The following is a 23,516-nucleotide window of genomic DNA, read 5'->3' on the forward strand; positions in this document are numbered from 1 at the left end:
CTCACTGGCCTCCTTTCACGAGCGCTTCTACCGCGCTCTCGGTCATATCCTGGAATCGTGCGGACCACTGTGGAAGTAGCTCGATAGCGAGCTCACGGATTATCTGCAAGGCGCTTGGCGCGCGACGGTTGCTGGGCTGCTTGTACTCGACCCTGTGCGCGGACATGCCCGAGGTAGACGCTTGACGGAAAATTACAGAGGCGGGAACAGTGCTTTGAATCACCTCTATCTCATCGCTTTCGGCAAATGTTTGCCTGATCGCGCTGTGGATCGCCCGCGCGTCATTAGTCTGATCGAGGCAGTTCACCACGACTTTGATGGGCGGTATGTTCAGGCCGAGGCGTGAGTAAGGCCGGAGACCTTCCAGCATGTGCAAGGTGCCACGATTGAACTCACGGGCGCTCAGCATATTGGGCTGCAAAGGAGAGACCGCCAGATCTGATGCCAGGACCACCATCTCCAGCATGACACTACGAGCGCCTTGGGTGTCGATGAGTATCAGGTCAAACTGATCCGAAAATGCTTTCAGCAAGTGAGCCAGTCGAAGCCGACCGTCCGGTGCCTGGAGCAGGAGGTTGATCAACTGATTGTTGGGGTCGTTCGACAGGATCAGCGATAAGTTGGGGATACTGGTCCGAGAGACGATTTTTTCAGGATCTGTCTGGTTGTGTGCTATCAGATCAAAAATACCCCCGCTGACCTCCTCGGCCATGGGGTAGTAGGACGAGAGCGAAGGCTGGACCGGGTCCATGTCTATGAGTAGAACCTTCAAGCCGGAATCGGCGCAGAAACCACCCAGATTGGCGGCCAATGTGGTCTTCCCGACACCACCTTTGGTGGACAAAAGCGAAGTTACAAACATGATATTAAGCCTCTAATGGGGACATTAGAGACTGCGGTTTGGGATACGAAACGATCTCAAGCGGGGTCCTGGTTCAGCTCTCCGACCAATTGGCTTTTAACCAATTGGTCGTAGGTTCGAATCCCACACGACCCACCATTTCGAAAATCTGGAAGGCCCATGAAAATGCGGATTTCCAGGTTTTTTTTTGCCTGTCTTTTATTCAGGTATCCAGATCAGCGCGAGCCGGAATGACCCGCCATCCCGTGCCTTTAAGTGGGCAGCCATCTGCGGGGAACTCCAAGCCCCCGCAGTGCTGTCCGACAACAAACGCCCGTTAAAACGGAGCCCAAGGCACTACTGATTTCATCGGTACAAACGCTGCCGTGCAATCGACTGGCGCGCCGTCGCCTGGACTGCCGGACACCGTGACGTCGTCTTTTATCGAAGGCACCAGTTTGTTGAAGAAGCTTAACGGCCCTGGGCCAATTGTGAAGTGGGTGGCGGTAAGCGCTGTGAAGGCTGGTTGAGTGCCGTCAAAGACAACGTTATCCAGCGTGATCAGAATCGGCCGTTTCTGGCCATTGTCGCTGTAGCCGGCGAAGGTCGTCTTGCCGCCACCGAATCGCGGACTGTTCAGGTAGTGGAAGCCCTTCACGGTGATGTCGCTGAGATCGGGGTACGAGGTTCCGCTGGCACTGCCGTAGTTGGTGTCGAACACCAGCGGGAATTTGACGTTGCGCATGCATATGTTTTCGTAACGGATACCGTCTACCTTTCCACCGTTCTTGGCACTCGTCTTTATTCTCAGCCCGATGCCGTCCTGGCTGTCTCTACCATCCGCCGCCAAATCCACAACGCTGACATTGTGTACGCCACCGTTGGTTTCACTGCCGATGGACAGGCCGTGGCCATAATAAAAATGATTGTGCGCGAACATCAGGTCCCGACTGCCGGAGATTCGGCTGGACTTTATCGCTACGTTGTCATCACCTGTGCTGATGTAGGAATAGGCCAGCAATACTTTGTTCGATTGACCGGGGTCGAAGCCGTCGGTGTTCTTCACGGTTTCCGGGGTAAAGCAGGTCCCTGGGGTCTTCTGGTCGGGCGTCGAGCCGCTTGGGCAGTGGTAGCCCTCTACGCTGTAGACCCGGCTTGGATTCAGAATCTTGATCCCCCATACAGTCACCCCGGTCACGCCGTCAGTCACAATGTTGAAGTCCGGAGCGTTTTGCAGCGTCAGCCCCTGGATAACGAAGTCCGTTCCGCCACTGACCTGTATAAGGCGCGGCTTTTGTTGATAAACGTTGGACAAGGTCTTCTGATAAACAAGGTCCCACCAGCTGCGCAGATTGGCATTCGCCCCGGCGGTAAGCAGACTGCCGCCGCGACCATCGATAACGCCTTTGCCTATGACGCCGCTGGAGTGGGTGTTTTTGGCCGAAATCAGTGAACTGCAGGCATCCTGATTGGCAACTGTAGTCACGCCGCAAGTGCCTTTGCCGTTGTCGTAGTCCTTGGGGTTACGTGACGCAAACAACGTTACGCCCTCGTCTATCCAGAGCGTGACGCCGGATTTCAATTGCAGCGGCCCGCTGAGGAATGCCGAGTTGTCGCCGTCACCTTTTACAAGCTTTACGGCTTGTCCGGCAGCACACCCATTGATTGCATTCTGGATATTCTCCTGGTCAGGCCTGGAGTCGAGCGCCGAACCGTCAGCGCTGTCCAGCGAGCCGTCTCTGGGAGTCAGGTGCGCTTGAAGTTGCTTACAGACTGGTGGGCTGGTTGGCTCGCTTATAGTGCCCCATGGCGTCACCACGGCTGCCTCACTGGCCGCCTGCGCGGGCAGTATGAGGGTCAGTGACATAGCCGCGGAAGCGGCCATCCAGGAGGTCTGCCGAAAAGTGTTCATGGCGAAGTGTAGGGGACCTGGCATCTATGAGACCTGTGATAGTGAGTAACCATGTTGGGTCGGCCAAGATATTTTAGAGATGTGTCAAATAGAAAGTCGCTACAAATTATTTCTTTGTCATGTTTCGTTATTAATGGATCTCTAGACGGTTTCAAGAACGATTCTCATCGGCTATGGGCAAGCCAGAAACTTCTGGTAAATCGGTTTTTTGGCGTTAGAATCGGCGCGCCTTCAGAAGTCGGGCCGATATTTACTGAATATCAGCCATATGCTTGATTGCACATGGCGCAGCCTTTGTCAGGCGATGTATGCGTAAAGCTGGAGGGCCTTGGTTGATAAGGGTTTCCGGCTTTTTTATTGCCTGTATTTCGGGTGTAAACTTGCCTTTCGCGCTCTAGCGCCTTCAGGTCCCGCGAACATGACACAGATCTCCGAACGTTTCCTGGTGCAGGCTCATCTCGATGCGAAGCAGCCCAAAGCGCTGAGCCCGGCAGAGCAGGCGCGTTACCGAGCCGACATTGCTGCCGAACTCAAGAAGCAGGATGCCGTGCTGGTCGCTCACTATTATTGCGACCCGGTCATTCAGGCCCTGGCCGAGGAAACCGGCGGTTGCGTGGCCGACTCTCTGGAAATGGCCCGCTTCAGCAATAACCACGCTGCCAGTACTGTATTGGTCGCAGGCGTGCGTTTCATGGGCGAAACCGCGAAGATTCTCAACCCGGAAAAACGCGTATTCATGCCCACGCTCGAAGCCACCTGTTCGCTTGACGTAGGGTGCCCGGTCGATGAGTTTTCCGCGTTCTGCGATCAGCACCCGGAGCGTACCGTGGTGGTGTATGCCAACACCTCGGCAGCGGTCAAAGCCCGTGCGGACTGGGTAGTGACCTCTGGTTGTGCGCTGGAGATCGTCGAAAGCCTGATGGACAACGGCGAGAAAATCATCTGGGCTCCAGACAAGCATCTGGGCCGCTATATCCAGCGTGAAACCGGTGCCGATATGTTGCTGTGGGACGGTGCCTGCATTGTCCACGAAGAATTCAAATCCAAGCAGCTTGAAGACATAAAAGCCTTGTATCCCGAGGCTGCGATTCTGGTTCACCCGGAATCGCCGGAAGCAGTGATCGAGCTGGCTGACGTGGTCGGCTCCACCAGTCAGATGATTGCCGCCGCGCAGCGCTTGCCCAACAAGACGTTCATTGTGGCCACCGACCGGGGCATCTTCTACAAGATGCAGCAGCTGTGCCCGGACAAGATCTTCATCGAGGCGCCTACGGCCGGTAATGGCGCTGCATGCCGAAGCTGTGCACATTGTCCGTGGATGGCGATGAATACGCTTGAGCGCACCTTGCAGTGCCTGCGCGAGGGTAGCAATGAGATATTCGTTGACCCGGCGCTGATCCCCAACGCCGTACGCCCGTTGCAGCGCATGCTGGACTTCACCCAGGCGGCGCGCTTGCGACAAGCGGGCAATGCCTGACAGCCGTAATGAAAAAGCCCGACGCTTGCGTCGGGCTTTCTCATTCGGACATCAGTTCATCATGTCCTTGACCATCCGCTCTTGTTCAATCAGATCCTTTTGCCGTGCATCGATGCGTGACGCCAACTGGAAGTTGTTGGCCGCACGGCGTTTGGCAAAGTCCAGTTGCTGGATTGCCTGACGGAAATCGCCGACCAGTGCGAAATATTCGGCGCGCGCCTGATGCAGGCCTATGGTGTTGCCGTTCAGGCCACGGGTTTCCGCCACGACGTACCAGATGTCGGGATCATCCGGGCGGGTCTTGAGCAGCGCTTCAAGGCTTTTTTCAGCTTCCGCGGTGCGGTTCTGCTTGAGCAGCACGTCAATGCGCACGTCATTGAGCGGGTAGCTGCCGGGGTACAGCGTCAGCATGCGATCGACCCGTTGCTGGGCATCGGCCAAGCGGTTATTGGTGATGTCCAGGTCGATCTGCGTCAGATTGTAGGTGATGTCGTTTGGCGCTTTTTCGAGTAATGGCTTGAGGGTTTCTCTGGCTTCGTTCAGTTGCCCACCCTTGATCTGCGCGATGGCCAGGCCATAGCGAGCCGGATCGGATTTCGGGTTTTCAACCAGTTGCGCACGAAAACGCTTGGCGGCAATACCTGGTGTTTCTTCGTATATCAACGCAACGCGGGCACGCATCAGTTGATACAGCAGACTGTCTTCCTTGCCGCCAGGCTTGGCCTGCTCGGCGCGGTTGCGTGTGTCGGCGATCCGCGATTCGCTGACCGGGTGAGTCAGCAGAAACTCCGGAGGTCTGGCGTCGAATCGATATTGGCGCATGAGGCGCTCGAACATGGTCGGCATGTTACGCGGGTCATAACCGGCCTTCTCCAGGTTGAGAATGCCGATGCGGTCGGCCTCCTGCTCGTTCTGGCGCGAAAAGCGACGTTGCTCCTGGATTGCAGCCGCCTGTGAGCCGGCGATGGTGGCGATACCGGCATCACCGGCACCTGCGGCAGCCATGACAATACCCGCCAGCATCGCGGCCATTACCGGCACCTGCATACGCTGCTGGGCCTCCATGCCTCTGGCGAAGTGGCGTTGCGACAAGTGAGCCAGCTCGTGGGCCAGTACCGACGCGTATTCGCCCTCGGTCTGGGCGTTGAGGAACAGGCCGCCGTTGACACCGATGATCCCGCCGGGTGCGGCAAAGGCGTTGAGTTGCGGGCTGTTGATCAGGATGAATTCAAGACGCCGGTCCTGAACCTGGCTGGTCTCGGCCAGGCGGTACACCGAGGTCTCGACGTAGTCCTTGAGTTGCGGGTCCGACAGCTGCGCCACCTGGCCACGCAGCAATCCCAGCCACGCTCGACCCAGGCGGTGTTCCTGTTCGGGGGAGACAATCGAGGAGCTGGCGTCGCCAAGTGAAGGCAGGTCATCAGCCATGCCATGCGTAGCGAACAGGCAAGCGAGGGTGAGCAGTGTAGGACGCAAAAAATTCATGCACGAAGCTCTGGTCAGAAGAACCTGTACTGTAGCTGGCTCAATGGCGTGCTGACCAGAGTGAGGTATTCTTGCCGCCTTATCCGCCATGCCTTTTCGGACATGGTTTGTAATTCGATGTGTCCGCCTGGAGAGAAACGATGTCTGACGCTGTAGTGCGCCCCAAGGTGTGCGACGCCGAACTGGATGCCAGTGGTCTCAACTGTCCGCTGCCTCTGCTGAAAGCCAAGATGGAACTCAATCGTCTGGCCAGTGGCGCGGTGCTGAAGGTGATCGCGACTGACGCCGGATCGCAGCGGGATTTTCGAACTTTTGCCAGACTTTCCGGGCATGAGTTGCTGCATGAAGAGGTCGACGCCGGCACTTATCTTTATTGGCTGCGCAAGGCTTGAATCACCACTGCCGTTTTTTTTGAAAAGGATGTTTGATGTTCAATGTGCTTCGCAATTGGGTGCAGCGCTACTTCTCCGATGAGGAAGCGGTGGTACTGGCGGTCTTGCTGTTTCTGGCGTTTACCCTTGTCCTGACCCTGGGCGGAATGCTCGCACCAGTCATTGCGGGGTTGGTGCTGGCCTTCCTGATGCACGGGTTGGTCAGTGTTCTGGAGCGCCTGCGCATGCCTGAAATGGCCGCAGTCGGCTTGGTCTTCACGCTGTTCATCGGTGCGCTGCTGCTGTTCCTGCTGGTGCTGGTACCACTGCTCTGGCACCAGTTGATCACGCTGTTCAACGAAGCACCGGGCATGCTTGCCAAGTGGCAGTCTGTACTGCTGTTGCTGCCCGAACGTTACCCGCATCTGGTTTCCGACGAGCAAGTGTTGCTGGCGATCGAAGTCGCCCGTGGTGAAGTGGGCAAGATCGGTCAGTTGGCGCTGACCTTCTCGATCTCCAGCCTGCCATTGCTGGTCAACCTGATGATCTACCTGGTGCTGGTGCCGATTCTGGTGTTCTTCTTTCTGAAGGATCGGCACATGATCGGCCGCTGGGCGCGCGGCTATCTGCCTCGCGAGCGTGCGTTGATCAACCGGGTGGCGGATGAGATGAAGCGTCAGATTGCCAATTATATTCGCGGCAAGGTCATAGAGATTTTCATCTGTGGTGGCGTGACCTACATCGCGTTCGCCGCGCTCGGGCTCAACTACGCAGCGCTGCTGGCGATGCTGGTCGGCATATCTGTGGTCGTGCCTTACGTTGGCGCGGTGGTGGTCACAGTGCCGGTGGCTTTGATCGGATTGTTCCAGTGGGGCTGGGGTGATCAGTTCATCTACCTGATGATTGCCCACGGCATCATTCAGGCGCTGGATGGCAACGTTCTGGTGCCGTTGCTGTTTTCCGAGGCCGTCAACCTGCACCCGGTTGCAATCATTTGCGCCGTGCTGCTGTTTGGCGGGCTGTGGGGATTCTGGGGGATCTTCTTTGCGATTCCGCTGGCCACGTTGTTCAAGGCCGTCCTCGATGCCTGGCCGCGTAATGAACCCACTGTGGCACCACTGCTTTAAGCAGCAAGTCTGGATCGTTGCGGCACCTTGCGTGCCGCAACGCTTATCGGAATATCAGCCTTTGTTCAGGGCCTCGGCCTGCGCCAGTACTTCAGCCACATGGCCCGGCACTTTAACGCCGCGCCATTCCTGACGCAGTACGCCTTCCTTGTCGATCAGGAAGGTGCTGCGGTCAACGCCCAGGTATTCCTTGCCGTAGAGCTTCTTGAGCTTGATAACGTCGAACAACTGGCAGACGGCTTCGTCCTTGTCCGAAATCAGCTCGAACGGGAAAGACTGCTTGGCCTTGAAGTTTTCATGGGTCTTCAGGCTGTCTCGGGAAACACCGAGCACAACCGTATTGGCCGCCTGAAACTGCGCGATATGGTCACGAAAGTCCTGACCCTGCGTGGTGCAGCCGGGCGTGTTGTCTTTCGGGTAAAAATAAATCACGACCTGCTGACCCTTGAGCGCGGACAGCTCTACGGTCTGTCCGCTGGTCGCAGGTGCCTGAAAGTCGGGAACCGGTTGATCTACTGTGACGGTCATGGGAACTCCTTACATTGGGGCTTGTGGGCGCCAGGGTTCGATCAGTGCGTCGAGATTCAGCGCGTCGGCGAAATCGAGGAATTGATCGCGCAGCCAGCTGATCTGGGTCCCGGCAGGCAGTGTCACCGTGAATGTGGCATTAAGCATGGTGCCACCGGTCTGCGGAGCCTGATACGTGTCACAGATCAGATTTTCCAGCTCGACGTTGTGGTCAATGAAGAACTGGCACAGCTCATTGATGATGTCCGGGCGGTACGCCGAGCTGACGTAAGCCACGTAGGGCAGGGCTTCCGGGCGGTTCTCCAGGGTAGCGCTGCGTACCACGCTGGTGGTGAACGCATGCTTCTTGGAGAGGCTCGACAGGCCGGTTTCAAGGCGCGCCAGAGCGTCCCAACTGCCTGACACCTGAAGAATCAGCGCACTGCACTCACCGTGGCGAGTAAGGCGCGAGGTGACTACCGAGCAGCGGTTTTCATGGCTGGCACGGCACAGGACGTTGGTCAGCTCCATGGGGTTTGCGCCAAGGGCACTGATGACAAGGAATTGTTCGCGAACTGTGGGGGTGGACGACATGCAGCATTCCTAGACGATGAGCGGTCGGTACTTTTTCGGACTTGCGGGGCTGTTTCGACAATCGATGGCGCGAGATACCTTCCCGGGTCCCGGAGCGCCTGCCTTGCATGGAAGTACCATGACGGGGCTGGAATGCACTGGGGCAGGGCTTCTGGCGACAAATTCGACCGATTGAGCGAGGTGCGCAGGTGACCAGTACCGATCAAAGGACGAAGGGTAGCGAAAACCATCGCTCAGGGGAATGCTCAGAGCGCGGTACTTCGCTTGTACAAGGCTGATAGCGCCAGTACCATTACGGCTCTCTTTTTCCGGCAGGAGCGGTTGCATGATTGCGGGCAGTATGGTGGCACTGGTCACACCAATGGATGCACAAGGTCGTCTGGACTGGGACAGCCTGAGCAAACTGGTTGACTTCCACTTGCAAGAGGGCACCAACGCCATTGTTGCCGTCGGCACCACCGGTGAATCGGCGACGCTGGATGTGAGCGAACACATCGAGGTCATCCGCCGTGTGGTTGCCCAGGTTGCAGGACGTATTCCGGTCATCGCCGGTACAGGCGCCAACTCGACGCGCGAAGCCGTCGAGCTGACCACCAACGCCAAGACCGCTGGCGCCGATGCGTGCCTGCTGGTAACGCCTTATTACAACAAGCCGACGCAAGAAGGCCTGTTTCAGCATTTCAGCCACATCGCCAACGCCGTAGACATCCCGCAGATCCTCTACAACGTGCCGGGCCGTACGGCCTGCGACATGCTGCCAGAGACTGTTGCGCGTCTGTCTGCGGTAAAAAACATCATCGGCATCAAGGAAGCCACCGGCAACCTGCAGCGCGCCAAGGACATTCTGGCCAGCGTCAGCAGTGATTTTCTGGTGTACTCCGGTGACGACGCTACGGCAGTCGAATTGATGCTGCTGGGCGGCAAGGGCAATATTTCCGTCACTGCCAACGTTGCACCGCGCCTCATGAGCGATCTGTGCGCAGCGGCCATGCGTGGCGATGCCGAGACGGCGCGGGCGATTCACGAAAAGCTCATGCCGCTCAACAACACCCTGTTTATCGAATCCAACCCTATCCCCGTGAAGTGGGCCTTGCATGAAATGGGTAAGATGCCAGCCGGTATCCGTCTGCCGCTTACCTGGCTCAGCGAAGCCTGTCACGAACCGCTGCGTCAGGCCCTGCGCCAGTCCGGCGTCCTGGTTTAATTGAGGAAGTATCACGCAATGAAGCGATTGGCCGGACTTTCCGCACTTGCTCTTATTATCTCCAGCACCAGCGGTTGCGGTTGGCTCTGGGGCGAAGATGGTTACTTCCGTGATCGCGGTAGCGATTACCTCCAGGCTACCCAGACCCCACCCATGCAGGTGCCTGCCGATGTGTCCGGCGTCAAGCGCCTCGACCCGTTGCTGCCGATCCCGCGCAATGTGGCTGACAGCACCCAGAAAGAGGGTGAATACACGGTTCCTCGCCCTCTGCCACTGGGCACGACTTCCGAGTCGAGCGATTTCAGTCTGCAGAAAAGCGGCGATGCGCGCTGGATTCTGGCTCAGCGTCAGCCAGCCGAAGTCTGGCCGGTGGCTCATCAATACTTTGAAGACAATGGTTTCCGTATCGCTGAAGAGCGCCCGCAGACTGGCGAATTCAGCTCTTCGTGGCAGCGTCTTGATGAACTGTCCGCTTCGGTTGCCAAGCGCCTGAGCGCCGCTGGCGTTTCAGCCGATGCTGAAACCCGCGTGCGGGTTCGTATTGAGCCGGGCGTGCAGCGCAATACCAGTGAAGTCTATGTGGTAAGCGTCGAGCGTCCTGCCGGCAGCACTGCCGATGTGGCCTTCCCGACGCGCACCACCAACCTGGGCCTCGATGCCGCACTGACCGACGATCTGCTGGCCAGCATGGGGCGCAACGCCGAGAAGGGCGGTTCTATTTCCCTGTTGGCGGCACGTGACTACGACACCCCGAGCCGTGTTGCCTTGAGCGAAGACGGTAGCGGCAACCCGGTCTTGAACCTCGGTGCCGATCTCGACCGTGCGTGGTCGAGTGTCGGCCGTGCGCTTGATCAAGGTGACTGGCGCGTCGAGGACATAAACCGCAGCCTGGGTCTGTACTACATCAACCTGGCTGAAAAGGCCAAAACGCCTGAAAACGAGCCTGGTTTCTTCGGTCGCCTGTTTGGCAGCAAGTCGAGCAAGGAAGAGATCGATGCCCGTGCCGAGCGTTATCAGGTTCGCCTGAGCAAGGTGGGTGATAACGTTCAAGTGACCGTCGAAAAGAACATCAATACCGTTGCGCCTGCGGATATCGCGCGTCGGGTGTTGAGCGTTATTCAAGACAACCTGGGTTAAGTGCGTTTCGCGGTTCTCGGCAGCGGCAGTCGTGGCAACGGCACGCTGGTCGCAAGCAACGATACGTACGTACTGGTCGATTGCGGTTTCTCCCTGCGGGAAACCGAGCGTCGCCTGGCGCGTCTGGGCGTCGCTGCAAACCAGTTGAGTGCGATTCTGGTAACCCATGAGCATGCCGATCATGTGCATGGCGTGGGTTTGCTGTCGCGGCGCTACAATGTGCCGGTCTACCTCAGCAGCGGCACATTGCGCGGTATGCGCAAACCGGTTGAAGTTGCCGGTTTGCTGGCGGGCGGAGAGAGCTTGCAGGTTGGCGCGCTGGGCATCGATGTGGTGTCTGTCGCTCATGATGCGCTTGAACCGACGCAGTTTGTCTTCAACGACGGCAAGCGCCGCTTCGGTCTGCTGACCGACCTCGGCTCTTACTGCTCTAACGTATTGCAGCGTTATCAAGGCCTGGATGCCTTGATAATCGAGGCCAATCACTGTCGCGACATGCTTGCCCGAGGCCAGTATCCGGTCTTTCTCAAGCAGCGCGTTGGCTGTGAAACAGGTCATTTGAACAATCATCAGGCCGCCAGCCTGGTGAGCGAGCTGGGATGGCAGGACCTTCAGCACCTGGTGCTGGCGCATCTGAGCAGCAAGAACAACCTGCCGCATCTGGCCCGGCAATGTTTTGTCGACACCCTTGGGTGCGACCCGGACTGGCTGCAACTGGCCGATCAAGATTCAGGGCTCGACTGGCGACATATCGCCTAGCCCAACTACTTAGCAAGCGGAGCCCATCATGGAAAAACGTGAAGAACTCTACCGCGGCAAAGCCAAATCGGTTTACAAGACCGACGACGCTGACCGCTTGATCCTGCTGTTCCGTAACGACACTTCGGCGTTCGACGGCAAGCGCATCGAACAACTGGACCGCAAAGGCATGGTGAACAACAAGTTCAACGCCTTCATCATGCAGAAGCTTGAAGAAGCGGGTATTCCCACCCAATTCGACAAGCTGCTGGGCGACAACGAGTGCCTGGTCAAGAAGCTCGACATGATCCCGGTCGAGTGCGTCGTGCGTAACTATGCTGCCGGCAGCCTGGTCAAACGTCTGGGCATCGAAGAGGGTACCAGGCTCAATCCGTACACCTTCGAACTGTTCCTCAAGGACGACGCCAAGGGCGACCCGTTCATCAACGAATCCCACGTTGTGGCATTTGGCTGGGGCACTGCCGAGCAACTGGTTCGCATGAAAGAGTTGTCGATCAAGGTCAACGAAGTTCTGACCAAACTGTTCGACGACGCTGGCCTGCTGCTGGTCGACTTCAAACTCGAATTCGGCGTATTCCACGGTGAAATCGTCCTCGGCGACGAATTCAGCCCGGACGGCTGCCGCCTCTGGGACAAGGACACTCGCAAGAAAATGGACAAGGACCGCTTCCGCCAGGGTCTGGGCGACGTCATCGAAGCTTACGAAGAAGTCGCAAACCGTCTGGGCGTGCCGCTATAAGCGGAAAAAACACGCAAGCGCTTGATAGCACGAAAAAAAACAGCAGAAGGGCTTCGCCTTCTGCGCTGATACTGTTATGATGCGCGCCGTTGGAGAGATGCCAGAGTGGCCGAATGGGACGGATTCGAAATCCGTTGTACCTTCACCGGTACCTAGGGTTCGAATCCCTATCTCTCCGCCATTATTTGAAAAGCCCCGTGAATATTTGATTCACGGGGCTTTTTGTTTTTAGGTTGTACTACCTCCCTCGTTCCCAGATTTTCCCCTTCCCCGACTCCGTTTTTTCCGCAGTCGAAGATAGCTGGCCGGTCAGAACTAGCTGAATTGATCCGGGATTTTTGGAGTGTTCAGGCGCTCGTTCCGTTCATGCAGCACGCGGACGATGAACACGACCTGGTTGCGAACCACATAGCTCACTAAGAAGGGGTAGCGAGTAAGTACCAGCTCGCGTACGTCCGGGGCTTGGGAAGGGCGTCCCATACCTGTAAACGTTGCGAGCTGCTCAATGGATTCCAGAATGGTGCTGACGACTTCGTCAGCTCTCTGATGGCCCATCAGCCCCGCATAATGCTCATGAATCGCTTCCAGATCGCTATCGGCTTTTTCACTTAACTCGATTTGCGGCACGTGCTACCCACTTGGCTTTAACCGTTTCCAGATTAATCGTCTTTCCTGCATCAATGTCGGCTAAGCCTTCGTCAATGGCTTTCAGGTGCCAGGCTTCTGCTTCGATATAGCGAGACAAAGCACGTTTCAGGTGGTACTGACGATCACGGTCCGTGGCAAGCGCTAGCTGGTCGAGCATTTCGACCAAGCCTTCTTCGACACGGAATGACAAAACAGGCGATGCCATATTGGCCTCCACGGGTGGTGATTGTAAACATTGTATACAGACTCCTGAAAAGTATACTTGAGGCCTTGATTGCGCAACAAATTTGTGTGCTTTTCGCCGAGTTGCTATTCACTTTTTGGAAATCGACAGCAACCCCGAACGCTTGAGCGAAGTCGGGACGATGCCGCCCCATCACCACTCCCAAACTATTCACCCCTCCCGGTTTCCCCTTTAGCCCTTTCTGATCTATACCTTGGGTTCAACGTTTTGTGAGGCGAGGAGCTATCAGATGTCGGACGTAGATCAGGTACAAAAGTCGCAACCCTCTCCCAGTCAGAGCCATGATGATGTGATTGCCCAGTTCAAGTGGCAGGGCAAGCAGATCGACTGGTTGCTGCAATGGCTGGTCAAGTTTGTCGCGAACACCAAGGTGGAGCTGGGCGTGACGCTGTCGGTGGGCGGGAATCTGGTTTCCGGGCATCTGATTTCTCACGACACCTATTTTGAGCAGTTGGCCGACGATATTTCGGCGCCGTTCAGTTCGTTTGCCAATGGCACTGACGCGACGATGAAAGAAATGATTCTGTCCTTCAAGCCGGGAGAGTCTTCCGAAGACACGCCAGCATTCCATTTCATTCACCTGAAGGATTGCCGGACCTATTCCACTGACGGTAATCCGATTTGCGACGCAGGTGTGTTGTGGCGCGGCAGGATCTCGGCGGTGGACGGCTTCACCATCGGGCTCATCGCTGAAAAACCAGGCGTGTCCTGACCTTTTCAGGCCCCGGCTTTCGTCGGGGCGTTCTCATCCATTCTGATGACGGTCTCCAGCGTGCTATGTGTACCCGCTGGTCTGGAAAGCTGCGCCGGTAGTAGCGTCACTTAGCCATTCTTTGCGCGACAAAATGTCGCAATGGGCCTTTAGCCGGGTAATATGTTCGCCCTGACCTTACACGCCGAATGGTTTTCGGCATGGCCTGATAGAGAACTGGCGACAAGAAAAAATAACAAGAAACGAGCCAGGCTGCCCGCCCCGGTCGACGTAAAGAATTAATGAGTAGACGAAAAAGGCGATTAGAGAAAATGACCAAAACTTCGCGACCTTTGTATATTTCCTATGCAGGACCCTCACTGCTGGAAATGCCCCTGCTGAACAAAGGCAGTGCCTTCACCCCGCAAGAGCGGGTCGAATTCAATCTGATCGGGCTCCTGCCGCAGAACGTAGAGACCATCGAAGAGCAAGTCACCCGGGTCTACAGCCAGTACAAGCAGTGCGCGAGCGATCTGGACAAGCATATCTACCTGCGTTCGATCCAGGACAACAACGAAACCCTGTTCTTCCGCCTGCTGGACTCGCATCTGGACGAGATGCTGCCGATTATCTACACCCCGACGGTGGGTCAGGCGTGTCAGGAATTCTCCAAGATCTACCGCACGCACCGTGGCCTGTTCATTTCCTACCCCGAGCGCGACCGCATCGATGACATTCTGCGCAGCGCCACCAAAGACCGGATCAAAATCATTGTCGTGACCGACAGCGAGCGAATTCTCGGTCTGGGCGACCAGGGCATCGGCGGCATGGGCATTCCGATTGGCAAACTGTCGCTGTACACCGCCTGTGGCGGCATCAGCCCTGCTTACACGCTGCCGATCGTGCTGGATGTGGGCACCAACAACCGTGAGCTGCTGGATGACCCGATGTACATGGGCTGGCGTCACGAGCGGGTATCGGGCAAGGAATACGAAGACTTCATCGCACTGTTCATCGATGCCGTACAGCGTCGATGGCCGGATGTGCTGTTGCAGTTTGAAGATTTTGCCCAGTCCAACGCCATGCCGTTGCTTGAGAAGTATCGGGATGAGCTGTGCTGCTTCAACGATGACATTCAGGGCACTGCGTCGGTTGCCGTGGGTACATTGCTGGCGGCCTGCAAGGCCAAGAATGAAACCCTTGGCCAGCAGAAAGTGGTGTTTGTCGGTGCCGGTTCGGCGGGCTGCGGGATCGCCGAGCACATCATCGCAGCGATGCGCATCGAAGGCCTGAGCGAAAGCGAAGCGCGCAAACGTATCTTCATGGTCGATCGTTTCGGCCTGTTGACCGAAGGCATGGATAACCTGCTCGATTTCCAGAAGCGTCTGGCGCAGAAGACCGCCGATGTGTCTGGCTGGACTGCTGGCACAGAAGCCTTCCCGCAGTTGCCCGACGTGGTGACGAACGCCGGGGCCACGGTGTTGATCGGCGTGTCCGGGCAGCGTGGTCTGTTCACCGAGCAAGTGATTCGCGAACTGCACAAACATTGCGCCAAACCACTGGTAATGCCGCTATCCAATCCGACTTCCAAGGTAGAAGCCACGCCGGAAGAAATCCTGCGCTGGACGGATGGCAATGCGCTGGTTGCTACCGGCAGTCCGTTCGCGCCGGTGGAGATCAACGGTCGCACCGTGCACATCGCTCAGTGCAACAACTCCTATATCTTTCCGGGCATCGGCCTCGGCGTGGTGGCTTGCAAGGCGTCGCGCATCACCGACCGTATGCTGATGGCGGCATCCAATGCGCTGGCCGAGTGTTCGCCGATGGTCACGGGGCAGGGCGATGCGGTGTTGCCGCCACTCAAGGAAATTCAGCAAGTGAGCCGTAAAATTGCCCTGGCTGTTGCCAAAGAGGCCCAGGCTGAAGGCTTGGCACTGGAAACTTCCGAAGAGGCACTGCTTGAAGCCATCGAGCGTAATTTCTGGCTGCCGGGCTATCGTGCCTATCGCCGTCGTTCGGTCTGATCGAGCGTTTCCAGAGTGACAGCGTCTGCGCGAGCCTGCTTGCGCAGATGCTGTATTGGCGGGGTTATTGAGCGTTCATGGGCGCGTATTGCTTCACGGTGAAATAAGCTTCATTCAACCCAATCCTCTCACCGTTTTCACATAAAATTGATGAAGCGCTGCCTAGAGTGCGCGCCATCGGGAGTTATCTGGCTCCTGAATGCCCGATGCGTATTAATTCGATAAGCAGACCACGATGCCGACACCCAGAACTGTTCGTCCAGAGGTTGTTACCTTACTTGCCAGTGCCTTTCTGTTACTGGGTTTCAATATAAATCTGTGGCAGCATCTTTTCGCGATTACCAGCTCCGATGCCAAAGGTCTGGCCATGCGCTTTGCATTCGGGCTGATGATTTTCTGCGTATTCAATATCGTTCTGACGCTGTTGGCATTTCGCCGTGTGTTTAAGCCTGTGGTGATCGCTCTGTTTATGATCAGCGCCGGGGTGGTGTATTTCATGACCGAGTACGGTGTCATGATTGACGCCGGGATGTTCCGAAACTTTGCCGAAACCAACGTGACGGAAGTGCAGGGGCTGCTGTCTTTTAAACTGGCGTTGTATATCGTTCTGTTGGGTGTACTGCCTTCGCTGATTCTGTGGAAACTGCCGATCAGCTACCGTCGCTGGCACCTGGAGCTGTTCAGCAAGCTGGTGGTAGGCGTGGTCTGTTGCGTGGCAATAGGCGGCGTTGCGCTGGCGAATTATCAAGGTTTGTCCTCGTTGTTCCGCAACCATCACGAATTGCGCCTGATGGTCGTCCCAAGCAATTACATCGGTGCCTCGCTTGGCTACCTGAGCGAGCAAGTGATCTCCGCACAGCGCCCGTTCGTCAAGATTGGCGAGGACGCCAAGCGGTCGGCGGACTGGGCCACGCATGCCCGCAAGTCGTTGACCGTACTGGTCGTGGGTGAAAGTGCCCGTGCCGAAAACTTCGGAATTCTTGGCTATGGTCGCGACACCACGCCCAACCTGAACAAGGAGAGCGGGTTGGTGGCGTTTACCGATGTTTACTCGTGCGGCACCGAAACCGCAGTGTCGGTGCCGTGCATGTTCTCCAACATGGGTCGAAAGAACTACAACGCAACCAAGGCCCGTAATCAGGAAGGTTTGTTGGATGTCCTGAAGCGTGCCGGTATAGAAGTGGTGTGGCGTGATAATCAGGCGGGCTGCAAAGGGACCTGTGATCGAGTGACCTTCCAGGATGTCAGTAATCTCAAGGACCCGTTGTTGTGCAACAGCCATGAATGCCGCGACGAGATACTGTTGCAAAACCTGCAGGGTTTTATCGACAGCCTCGACAAGGACACTGTTCTGGTGCTGCACCAGATGGGTAGCCATGGCCCTGAATACTTCAAGCGTTACCCTAAAGAGTTTGAAAAGTTTACGCCGGTGTGTGAAAGCAATGCCTTGAACAATTGCAGCCGGGACAGCATCGTCAATGCCTACGACAACACACTGTTGTATACCGATCACGTACTGGCCACGTTGATTGATCTGTTGCGCAGTAATCAAAACAAGGTCGACACTGCCATGGTGTACCTGTCGGACCATGGTGAGTCGCTTGGCGAGTACAACTTGTTCTTGCACGGCACACCGTATGTGCTGGCTCCTGATCAGCAAAAGCATGTGCCGATGCTTATCTGGTTGTCCGATACCTATCAGAAGTCCTTTGCAGTCAGCCCGGAGTGCCTGGCCAAACAGCGCAATGCGCCGTTGAGCCAGGACAATCTCTTTCATTCAATGCTCGGCTTGTTGAAAGTCGACACTCAGGTCTACAACCCAAGCCTGGATATGTTCGCCGGGTGCCGCACTGAGCTGGCGGCCGCTGACAAGCAGTAAAATCTGTGCTTGCTCAGGATAGAGATCGTTTCCACGCTTGCGTGGGGACGCTCATCCTTGGCCCTTTTGCCAGGCAACAGTTCCTCCTGTCCGTCATTTGCGTGAAGATACGCCAGACCGGGACGACAGACGCGCGATAATCTCCCATCACGATATATACTGCGCGCCATTGTTGAAGGGAGAGCCGTGTGGCCATCGATATTCACTGGATTCGCGACGACGACAGCCTCGCCCGGCATTGCGCAGAATGGCAGTTGCTGCCTTTTGTCGCGCTCGACACCGAGTTTATGCGGGTCGATACTTTTTACCCGATAGCAGCGTTGCTGCAGATTGGCGACGGGCAAAGCGCCTGGCTTATTGATCCTTTGCTGATCAACGACTGGCAGCCGCTGTCTGCGCTGCTCGAAAACCCCGACGTCATCAAGGTAGTGCACGCGTGCAGCGAGGACCTCGAAGTTTTGCTGCGTCTGACTGGCAGCCTGCCGGTGCCGTTGTTTGATACCCAGTTGGCAGCCGCTTACCTGAACCTCGGTTTTTCCATGGGCTATTCGCGTCTGGTGCAGGAGGTCCTCAACATCGACCTGCCCAAGGGCGAAACCCGTTCTGACTGGCTGCAACGTCCGCTGTCGGAAACGCAGATCAGCTATGCCGCTGAAGATGCAGTGCACCTTGCCGAGCTTTTCTCCATCCTGCGTCCGCGTTTGTCCGATGACAAATACGCCTGGCTGCTGGATGACGGTGCCGAACTGGTCGCCAACCTGCGCCGCGAAGTTGACCCGTACGAGGTGTACCGTGAGGCCAAACTGGCCTGGAAACTGTCCCGTGCCCAGTTGGCGGTGCTGCGTGAGTTGTGTGCCTGGCGTGAGCGCGAGGCGCGCGCCCGCAACCTGCCGCGCAACCGCATTGTGCGTGAGCACTCGCTGTGGCCATTGGCCAAGACGCAGCCGGATAACCTCGCTGCACTGGGGCGTATCGAAGACATGCACCCGCGCACCGTTCGCCATGACGGCGAGTTTCTGCTTGAGCTGATAAAGACCGCAGGCACGCTTCCGCCAGAAGAGTGGCCTCCTGCATTGCCTGAGCCACTGCCCATTGATGCGGCCGGGTCGATCAAGCGTCTGCGTGCAATCGGTCAGCAATACGCCGAGCAACTGGACATGGCCCCGGAGTTGATGCTGCGCAAGAAGACTCTCGAAGCGCTGCTCAAGAGCGGTTACCCCGACGGTCCTTACCAATTGCCCGACTCGCTGCGTGGCTGGCGTCGCGAGTTGATGGGTCAGGCGCTGCTGGACAGCCTGGCCACCCCCGGAGAACAGTCTTGAAGCGTATCTGCTCGATTTATCGCAGCCCGAAAAGAAACGAGATGTACCTTTACGTCTTGAAAAGCGATGTCCTCAAACGCGTGCCGCCTGAACTGCTGGTCGCGTTTGGCAAGCCGGTTCATGCATTTGACCTGGTCCTGAGTCCCGAGCGTGCGCTGTCGCGCGAGGACATCAATGTGGTGCTGGAGAATCTCGACAGCCAGGGCTATCACCTGCAGATGCCCCCTGCCGAAGATGACTACATCGAGCATTTGCCGGAAGAGCTGCTGCGCCGCAACGATCCGATGTAATAGTTGCTCACGTTGTAAAGCGGTCCACATCGCCGTGGGCTGCCTGTCCTGTTTTTAAGGTTTTTGAAACATGCGCGTTCTGATTGCCGAGCACGATTATCACGTTTACACCCAATTGTTGCGCAAGGCTGCGCCTGATCTGGAAGTCTTCAGCACGGGCGACTCTGCCGAGCTGTCGCGAATGGCCAGCGATTGCCCGGTCTGGCTGGGACAGCCGGACCTGATGGCCAACCTGCTGCGTCAAGGGCACAAGCCTCAGTGGCTGCAATCCACCTGGGCGGGTATTACGCCACTGCTGGCCGACAGCCTGTCGCGCGAATATCGCCTGACACGTGCAGTCGGGATTTTCGGTCAGGTCATGGCCGAATTTGTTTTGACCTACATGCTCGGCCACGAGCGTGAGGTGCTGGCGCGTTTGATGAGTCAGGTCGAGCGCAAGTGGGATAATCGTACTGGCCAGAGTCTGTCTGGTCGCAAGGTATTGATCGTGGGCGCCGGTGATATCGGCCAGCGTGTCGCCGAGTTTCTTTTGCCGTTCGGTGTGCACGTCTACGGCGTGGCCTCCAGTGCGCGCACTCAGGCGCCGTTCATCGAGGTAATAGCGCTGTCAGACATGACGCGGCTGCTTGGCGAGATGGATTACGTCATCAATCTACTGCCCAACACACCTGAGACCCACGACCTGTATGACGCGAAGCTGTTTGCCAGCTTCAAGCCAACGGCGCTGTTCATTAACGTTGGGCGCGGTGTAGCGGTTGTGGACGCAGATCTGGTCGAGGCGTTGAAGGAAGGCCATCTGGCCGGTGCGGTCATTGACGTCTGCCGTCAGGAACCTTTGCCGCAGCGCCATCCATTCTGGACCGCCTATGGTCTGCTGTTGACCGGTCACAGTTCGGCACCGACATCGCCGGTAGCCATGACCGAGCTTTTCGTTGAAAACCTCAAGGCGTTTCAGGCTGGAGAAGCACTGCGCGGAGAGGTCGATTTTTCGCGAGGTTATTGAAGCCGTTCCGAACGAGCCGACGTTTAGGCGTCGGCTCGTCGGCATCGATTGCAGAGAACAGTCAGTTACAGCGAAAAATTACCTTCAGCGGCCAGTTCTGCCAGTGGCTTGCGCGGGCTTGGCGCTTCGCGGCCTTGCAGGTATTCCGGCAGCGTCGACTTGTCACCGATTTTGCCGATGGCCACCGCGGCATGCAGTGCGTAATCCTCGGGAATGTTCAGCTCCTTGCGGGTCAGGTCCTGATCGAAGCCCGCCATGCCGTGGGTGTGCCAGCCGCTCAGGCTCGCTTGCAGCGCAAGATAACCCCAGGCCGAGCCGGTATCGAAGGTATGCCACAAGGCCGGGCTTTCTTCGGTTGCGCCTGGCGCGACGAAGGTGGTCTTGGAGACGATGATCACCAATGCTGCTGCATGTTGCGCCCAGTTGCGGTTGAACTCGTTCAGCAGGCCCAGATAACGCTCCCAGTTAGGCGTGTCGCGACGTGCATACAGAAAACGCCAAGGCTGCGTGTTGTAGGCCGAGGGTGCCCAGCGTGCCGCTTCGAAAAAGCTCAGCAGGGTTTCCTGATCGATGCTTTCGCCACTGAATGCACGTGGCGACCAGCGCTCGGTGAATTGCGGGTCGATAGGGTGATCGGCGATGCGAGGGTTCGTGCTCATGAAAGTCCTTGATAGCGAAGGTGAAAAACGAGCGTGGCTTGATGGGCCGTGGTCGGCAGGCATCGCTTGAGCGCACTGGAAAACCCGTTAACGCTACTGTTTTGCCCTGTCGCTGACAAGTCCCGGCTACCGGCAGTCGCAAGTGCTTGGCCCGCACCCCTTGTACCTCTAGACTGACGGCCTTTTCATTTTCGATATCGTTGTCCGAACCATGGCCGCTAAAGTTGAACCCTTCTGGATTCGCAAGACCCTCGACCAGCTCAACACCGAGGAGTGGGAATCGTTGTGCGATGGCTGTGGCTTGTGCTGCCTGCAGAAGCTGGAAGACGAAGAGGACAACAGCGTTTATTACACGCGGATCGCTTGCAAGCTGCTGGACCTGAAGACCTGCCAGTGCTCCGACTACGCCAATCGTCGTGCGTCGGTGCCTGACTGTATTCAGCTGACGCCGGGGCAGGCAGATGAATTCAAATGGCTACCGCCGACCTGTGGCTATCGGCTGGTCAGCGAGGGCAAGGATTTGCCGCTCTGGCATCACTTGGTGTGTGGTGATCGCACGGCTGTGCATCACGAGCGTATCTCCCAGTCAGGCCGCATGCTCAGCGAGAACAGTGTGGCCGAAGACGACTGGGAGGATTACCTGATCTTTCGCGCAGGTTGAGCGTTTAAACGACCGGCTTTGGCTCGGCCAGCGCTTCCACACCTTTGACGGCAGCGTTTTTCACCGCGTTTTCGGCGTCGTCTTTCAGGTTGTTCAACTGGGCACCGGCACGTTCGATAGTCGAGCGGGCGCTGTGCAGGTCGCTGCGACCTTTTTCCACCAGGCTTTTGGCCGAGCAGTGACCGCTGATGCCGCGAGCCAGCACTGCGCCGCCGATGGCCAGTTGGATCAGGCCCAGAAAGCCGCCACGACGGACACCTTTGCCCATCATCAGTACACCGCCAGCCAGTGAGCCAATGCGCTCCCAGCCGTGGACGTTCTGATCAGGGTTGCGCTGCAGCAGTTCAGGTGTGTCGATGCGTTCGATAATCGGGGTGTCGCGCATGATGGCTCTCCATGAGGCGGTAATTCGCAGGAAGTAGGTAGTAAACCGGTTCAGAGAAACTGACTGCTCGCCCGCGACACAGGTTCAATGCTTTTCCGTCAGCGGTCGCTGGCCGGATCGATTTTCTCGCGACCAAACTGTGGCCCCGAGCGGGTATTGATGCCTTTGGCCATGCGGTCGTAGAGCACCACATTGACGGTCGCGGCCAGATTCATGCATCCCTCGGTCGGGATATAGACCACGTCTTCACACCAGTCGCGAATGTCCTGATCCAGCGAGCCGTCTTCCGGACCGAAGATATACAACGCGCGGTCAGGGTGCGTGTATTCAGGCAGGGCACGGGCACCGTCCACCAGTTCGACGGCCACCGGAATACAACCCAGCGGCAGAATGCTTTTGAGGTCTTCGATGCCGATCAGCGGGATGTCCTGATGGATTTTCTTGGTGTCGGTGATGAAATCCCGCGCACGCTCATAGCGTTTACCGGTATAGAACACCGACGCCACACCGTAGCAGCCGGCTGCTCGCATGACGGAGCCGACATTTTCCGGGGACTTGGGGTTGTAAAGACCGATGCAGGCGTACCGTTTATTGGCCACGGGGAGGGTGCTCTGAAGAAAACCGGGGATTATACGGCAGCGTCAGAGCAATGCCATTTTCAATTCCGACGCTCTCAGAACCACATGCGTAAACCGACGACCAGCCGTGCATCGGCAACGTCCTCGCCGTCTTCGCGTGCGTAATCGGCGGTATTGCCGTAGGACCGATCCCAGGTTACGCCCACGTAAGGAGCGAATTGCGGGGTGATTTCATAGCGCAGCCGAAGGCCGAACTCACTGGTCGACAGGCCCGAGCCATTGCCGCGTTGCGGGTCGTTCTTGCCGTAGAAATTCAGCTCGGCAGTGGGTTGAAGAATCAGATTGTTGGTCAGCAACAGGTCGTAGTCGGCTTCCAGGCGCGCCGCGGTCTGCCCGGCTTCACCGATGAATGCGGTGGCTTCGATATCAAGATCCGAAATCGCCTGCCCTTGCAGGCCGAAAGCCGCCCAGGTTTGTGGCGCGCCAGGTTTGAAGTCCTGGCGTGCGCCAGCGACTACGTCCCACGATGAGCTGACGGCATGACCCCATAACGCCTGGACTTCCGCTTCCTCGGTCTTGCCGTTGCTGCGCTCGCCCTCTGAACGCAGCAGCAAGCGGTCGACATCACCGCCAATCCAGCCGGACAGGTCCCAGGCCAGCGCGCTGCCGTCGTTTGCGTCCTGCCATTCCAGCTTGTCGGCCAGAAAGTAACTGTTGATGGCGCTGTCGTGGACCTGATGCCCGCTATGGCTGATGTACACCGCAGCCCGGTCGGCGTCGGTGACGGGCGGGATTGGTGTCCGGCTCTGCATGGGGACGGCATTGTGCTCGCTGGCGTCCATAGGCATCGAGTGGCTGCCATGATCCATGCCTTCCATTCCGGCAGCCAGCGTGGTTGCCCAGGGTGTTATGGCCAGGCCTGCCGTCAGCAGCAGGGTTGGCAGGCAGGACGAGTTGCGCAATCCATTCACCGGTAAAA

General features: G+C 57.3%; 25 protein-coding genes and 2 tRNA genes. 16 read left to right on the forward strand and 11 right to left on the reverse strand.

Annotated features, from left to right (window positions below):
• Nucleotide 1: 1 nt before the first annotated feature.
• Nucleotides 2-862 carry a ParA family protein gene (locus RYA97_RS22595; protein ID WP_017682938.1) on the reverse strand — a complete coding sequence of 287 codons (861 nt, stop codon included), beginning with the start codon at nucleotides 860-862 and terminating at the stop codon, nucleotides 2-4.
• A 63-nt stretch (nucleotides 863-925) separates the two neighbouring features.
• On the opposite strand from RYA97_RS22595, the gene RYA97_RS22600 reads away from it, so the two are divergent.
• Nucleotides 926-1,000 (forward strand) — tRNA-Lys (locus tag RYA97_RS22600).
• Nucleotides 1,001-1,178: 178 nt separating this feature from the next.
• On the opposite strand, the gene RYA97_RS22605 is transcribed toward RYA97_RS22600, so the two are convergent.
• Complete coding sequence (locus tag RYA97_RS22605; protein WP_316893129.1) at nucleotides 1,179-2,777, reverse strand: glycoside hydrolase family 28 protein; 1,599 nt, start codon at nucleotides 2,775-2,777, stop codon at nucleotides 1,179-1,181.
• Between the two features lie 394 nt (nucleotides 2,778-3,171).
• Here RYA97_RS22605 and nadA point away from each other — a divergent pair, with 394 nt between their 5' ends.
• On the forward strand, nucleotides 3,172-4,230 hold the full coding sequence (gene nadA / locus RYA97_RS22610) for a quinolinate synthase NadA (RefSeq protein WP_316893131.1): 1,059 nt from the start codon (nucleotides 3,172-3,174) through the stop codon (nucleotides 4,228-4,230).
• A 51-nt stretch (nucleotides 4,231-4,281) separates the two neighbouring features.
• Here nadA and RYA97_RS22615 read toward each other — a convergent pair whose 3' ends face one another.
• On the reverse strand, nucleotides 4,282-5,715 hold the full coding sequence (locus tag RYA97_RS22615) for a M48 family metalloprotease (protein ID WP_005732870.1): 1,434 nt from the start codon (nucleotides 5,713-5,715) through the stop codon (nucleotides 4,282-4,284).
• Nucleotides 5,716-5,855: 140 nt separating this feature from the next.
• Here RYA97_RS22615 and RYA97_RS22620 point away from each other — a divergent pair, with 140 nt between their 5' ends.
• Nucleotides 5,856-6,107, forward strand: a complete 252-nt coding sequence (locus RYA97_RS22620; protein ID WP_005740980.1) for a sulfurtransferase TusA family protein — start codon at nucleotides 5,856-5,858, stop codon at nucleotides 6,105-6,107.
• A gap of 35 nt (nucleotides 6,108-6,142) precedes the next feature.
• Nucleotides 6,143-7,213, forward strand: a complete 1,071-nt coding sequence (locus RYA97_RS22625) for an AI-2E family transporter (protein ID WP_005740979.1) — start codon at nucleotides 6,143-6,145, stop codon at nucleotides 7,211-7,213.
• A 54-nt stretch (nucleotides 7,214-7,267) separates the two neighbouring features.
• Here the strand turns inward: RYA97_RS22625 and RYA97_RS22630 are convergent, their stop codons facing one another.
• Both RYA97_RS22630 and RYA97_RS22635 read right to left on the reverse strand, forming a co-directional pair.
• Complete coding sequence (locus tag RYA97_RS22630; protein ID WP_002552589.1) at nucleotides 7,268-7,741, reverse strand: peroxiredoxin; 474 nt, start codon at nucleotides 7,739-7,741, stop codon at nucleotides 7,268-7,270.
• A gap of 9 nt (nucleotides 7,742-7,750) precedes the next feature.
• Complete coding sequence (locus RYA97_RS22635) at nucleotides 7,751-8,314, reverse strand: glycine cleavage system protein R (RefSeq protein WP_003317383.1); 564 nt, start codon at nucleotides 8,312-8,314, stop codon at nucleotides 7,751-7,753.
• A gap of 325 nt (nucleotides 8,315-8,639) precedes the next feature.
• Here RYA97_RS22635 and dapA point away from each other — a divergent pair, with 325 nt between their 5' ends.
• From dapA to RYA97_RS22660, 5 genes are all read left to right on the forward strand, one after another.
• A complete protein-coding gene (gene dapA / locus RYA97_RS22640) occupies nucleotides 8,640-9,518 on the forward strand; it encodes a 4-hydroxy-tetrahydrodipicolinate synthase (RefSeq protein WP_044345199.1) in 879 nt (292 codons plus the stop codon).
• Nucleotides 9,519-9,536: 18 nt separating this feature from the next.
• Complete coding sequence (gene bamC / locus RYA97_RS22645; protein WP_005732873.1) at nucleotides 9,537-10,655, forward strand: outer membrane protein assembly factor BamC; 1,119 nt, start codon at nucleotides 9,537-9,539, stop codon at nucleotides 10,653-10,655.
• Entirely contained in the window at nucleotides 10,656-11,414 is a 759-nt protein-coding gene (locus tag RYA97_RS22650) for an MBL fold metallo-hydrolase (protein WP_057402073.1), read from the forward strand.
• Between the two features lie 28 nt (nucleotides 11,415-11,442).
• On the forward strand, nucleotides 11,443-12,153 hold the full coding sequence (purC, locus tag RYA97_RS22655) for a phosphoribosylaminoimidazolesuccinocarboxamide synthase (protein WP_005760457.1): 711 nt from the start codon (nucleotides 11,443-11,445) through the stop codon (nucleotides 12,151-12,153).
• A gap of 91 nt (nucleotides 12,154-12,244) precedes the next feature.
• A tRNA-Ser gene (locus RYA97_RS22660) sits at nucleotides 12,245-12,334 on the forward strand.
• Between the two features lie 134 nt (nucleotides 12,335-12,468).
• On the opposite strand, the gene RYA97_RS22665 is transcribed toward RYA97_RS22660, so the two are convergent.
• Together RYA97_RS22665 and RYA97_RS22670 are read right to left on the reverse strand one after the other, a co-directional pair.
• On the reverse strand, nucleotides 12,469-12,780 hold the full coding sequence (locus tag RYA97_RS22665) for a type II toxin-antitoxin system RelE/ParE family toxin (protein WP_057405452.1): 312 nt from the start codon (nucleotides 12,778-12,780) through the stop codon (nucleotides 12,469-12,471).
• Nucleotides 12,758-13,006 carry a CopG family ribbon-helix-helix protein gene (locus RYA97_RS22670; protein WP_057405476.1) on the reverse strand — a complete coding sequence of 83 codons (249 nt, stop codon included), beginning with the start codon at nucleotides 13,004-13,006 and terminating at the stop codon, nucleotides 12,758-12,760. The genes RYA97_RS22665 and RYA97_RS22670 overlap by 23 nt, the downstream gene beginning before the upstream one ends.
• Nucleotides 13,007-13,274: 268 nt before the next feature.
• Here RYA97_RS22670 and gvpU point away from each other — a divergent pair, with 268 nt between their 5' ends.
• From gvpU to RYA97_RS22700, 6 genes are all read left to right on the forward strand, one after another.
• Nucleotides 13,275-13,757 (forward strand): gas vesicle accessory protein GvpU, encoded by a 483-nt coding sequence (gvpU, locus tag RYA97_RS22675; protein ID WP_002552597.1) that lies wholly within the window; start codon nucleotides 13,275-13,277, stop codon nucleotides 13,755-13,757.
• A gap of 311 nt (nucleotides 13,758-14,068) precedes the next feature.
• A complete protein-coding gene (locus tag RYA97_RS22680; RefSeq protein WP_316893137.1) occupies nucleotides 14,069-15,760 on the forward strand; it encodes an NAD-dependent malic enzyme in 1,692 nt (563 codons plus the stop codon).
• A 235-nt stretch (nucleotides 15,761-15,995) separates the two neighbouring features.
• Nucleotides 15,996-17,639 (forward strand): phosphoethanolamine transferase, encoded by a 1,644-nt coding sequence (locus RYA97_RS22685; protein WP_005740972.1) that lies wholly within the window; start codon nucleotides 15,996-15,998, stop codon nucleotides 17,637-17,639.
• A 188-nt stretch (nucleotides 17,640-17,827) separates the two neighbouring features.
• Complete coding sequence (rnd, locus tag RYA97_RS22690; RefSeq protein WP_004664279.1) at nucleotides 17,828-18,961, forward strand: ribonuclease D; 1,134 nt, start codon at nucleotides 17,828-17,830, stop codon at nucleotides 18,959-18,961.
• Nucleotides 18,958-19,251: a YcgL domain-containing protein gene (locus RYA97_RS22695; protein ID WP_003407219.1), complete on the forward strand. Its 294-nt coding sequence runs from the start codon at nucleotides 18,958-18,960 to the stop codon at nucleotides 19,249-19,251. Before rnd ends, RYA97_RS22695 begins: the two co-directional genes overlap by 4 nt.
• A 70-nt stretch (nucleotides 19,252-19,321) precedes the next feature.
• Nucleotides 19,322-20,254 (forward strand): D-2-hydroxyacid dehydrogenase, encoded by a 933-nt coding sequence (locus RYA97_RS22700; RefSeq protein ID WP_005782812.1) that lies wholly within the window; start codon nucleotides 19,322-19,324, stop codon nucleotides 20,252-20,254.
• Nucleotides 20,255-20,319: 65 nt separating this feature from the next.
• Here RYA97_RS22700 and RYA97_RS22705 read toward each other — a convergent pair whose 3' ends face one another.
• Nucleotides 20,320-20,913 (reverse strand): nitroreductase family protein, encoded by a 594-nt coding sequence (locus tag RYA97_RS22705; protein ID WP_005782810.1) that lies wholly within the window; start codon nucleotides 20,911-20,913, stop codon nucleotides 20,320-20,322.
• A gap of 211 nt (nucleotides 20,914-21,124) precedes the next feature.
• On the opposite strand from RYA97_RS22705, the gene RYA97_RS22710 reads away from it, so the two are divergent.
• Entirely contained in the window at nucleotides 21,125-21,574 is a 450-nt protein-coding gene (locus tag RYA97_RS22710) for a YcgN family cysteine cluster protein (RefSeq protein WP_002552606.1), read from the forward strand.
• A gap of 4 nt (nucleotides 21,575-21,578) precedes the next feature.
• Here RYA97_RS22710 and RYA97_RS22715 read toward each other — a convergent pair whose 3' ends face one another.
• The 3 genes from RYA97_RS22715 to RYA97_RS22725 all read right to left on the reverse strand — a co-directional run bounded on the left by RYA97_RS22715 (nucleotide 21,579) and on the right by RYA97_RS22725 (nucleotide 23,508).
• Nucleotides 21,579-21,959 (reverse strand): DUF2892 domain-containing protein, encoded by a 381-nt coding sequence (locus tag RYA97_RS22715; RefSeq protein WP_002552607.1) that lies wholly within the window; start codon nucleotides 21,957-21,959, stop codon nucleotides 21,579-21,581.
• A 98-nt stretch (nucleotides 21,960-22,057) separates the two neighbouring features.
• Nucleotides 22,058-22,558, reverse strand: a complete 501-nt coding sequence (locus tag RYA97_RS22720; RefSeq protein ID WP_002552608.1) for an RNA methyltransferase — start codon at nucleotides 22,556-22,558, stop codon at nucleotides 22,058-22,060.
• Between the two features lie 74 nt (nucleotides 22,559-22,632).
• Nucleotides 22,633-23,508: a copper resistance protein B gene (locus tag RYA97_RS22725; RefSeq protein ID WP_005782808.1), complete on the reverse strand. Its 876-nt coding sequence runs from the start codon at nucleotides 23,506-23,508 to the stop codon at nucleotides 22,633-22,635.
• Nucleotides 23,509-23,516: the final 8 nt, after the last annotated feature.

This window comes from Pseudomonas syringae group sp. 26L6 (assembly GCF_032587815.1).
Classification (GTDB): domain Bacteria; phylum Pseudomonadota; class Gammaproteobacteria; order Pseudomonadales; family Pseudomonadaceae; genus Aquipseudomonas; species Aquipseudomonas amygdali.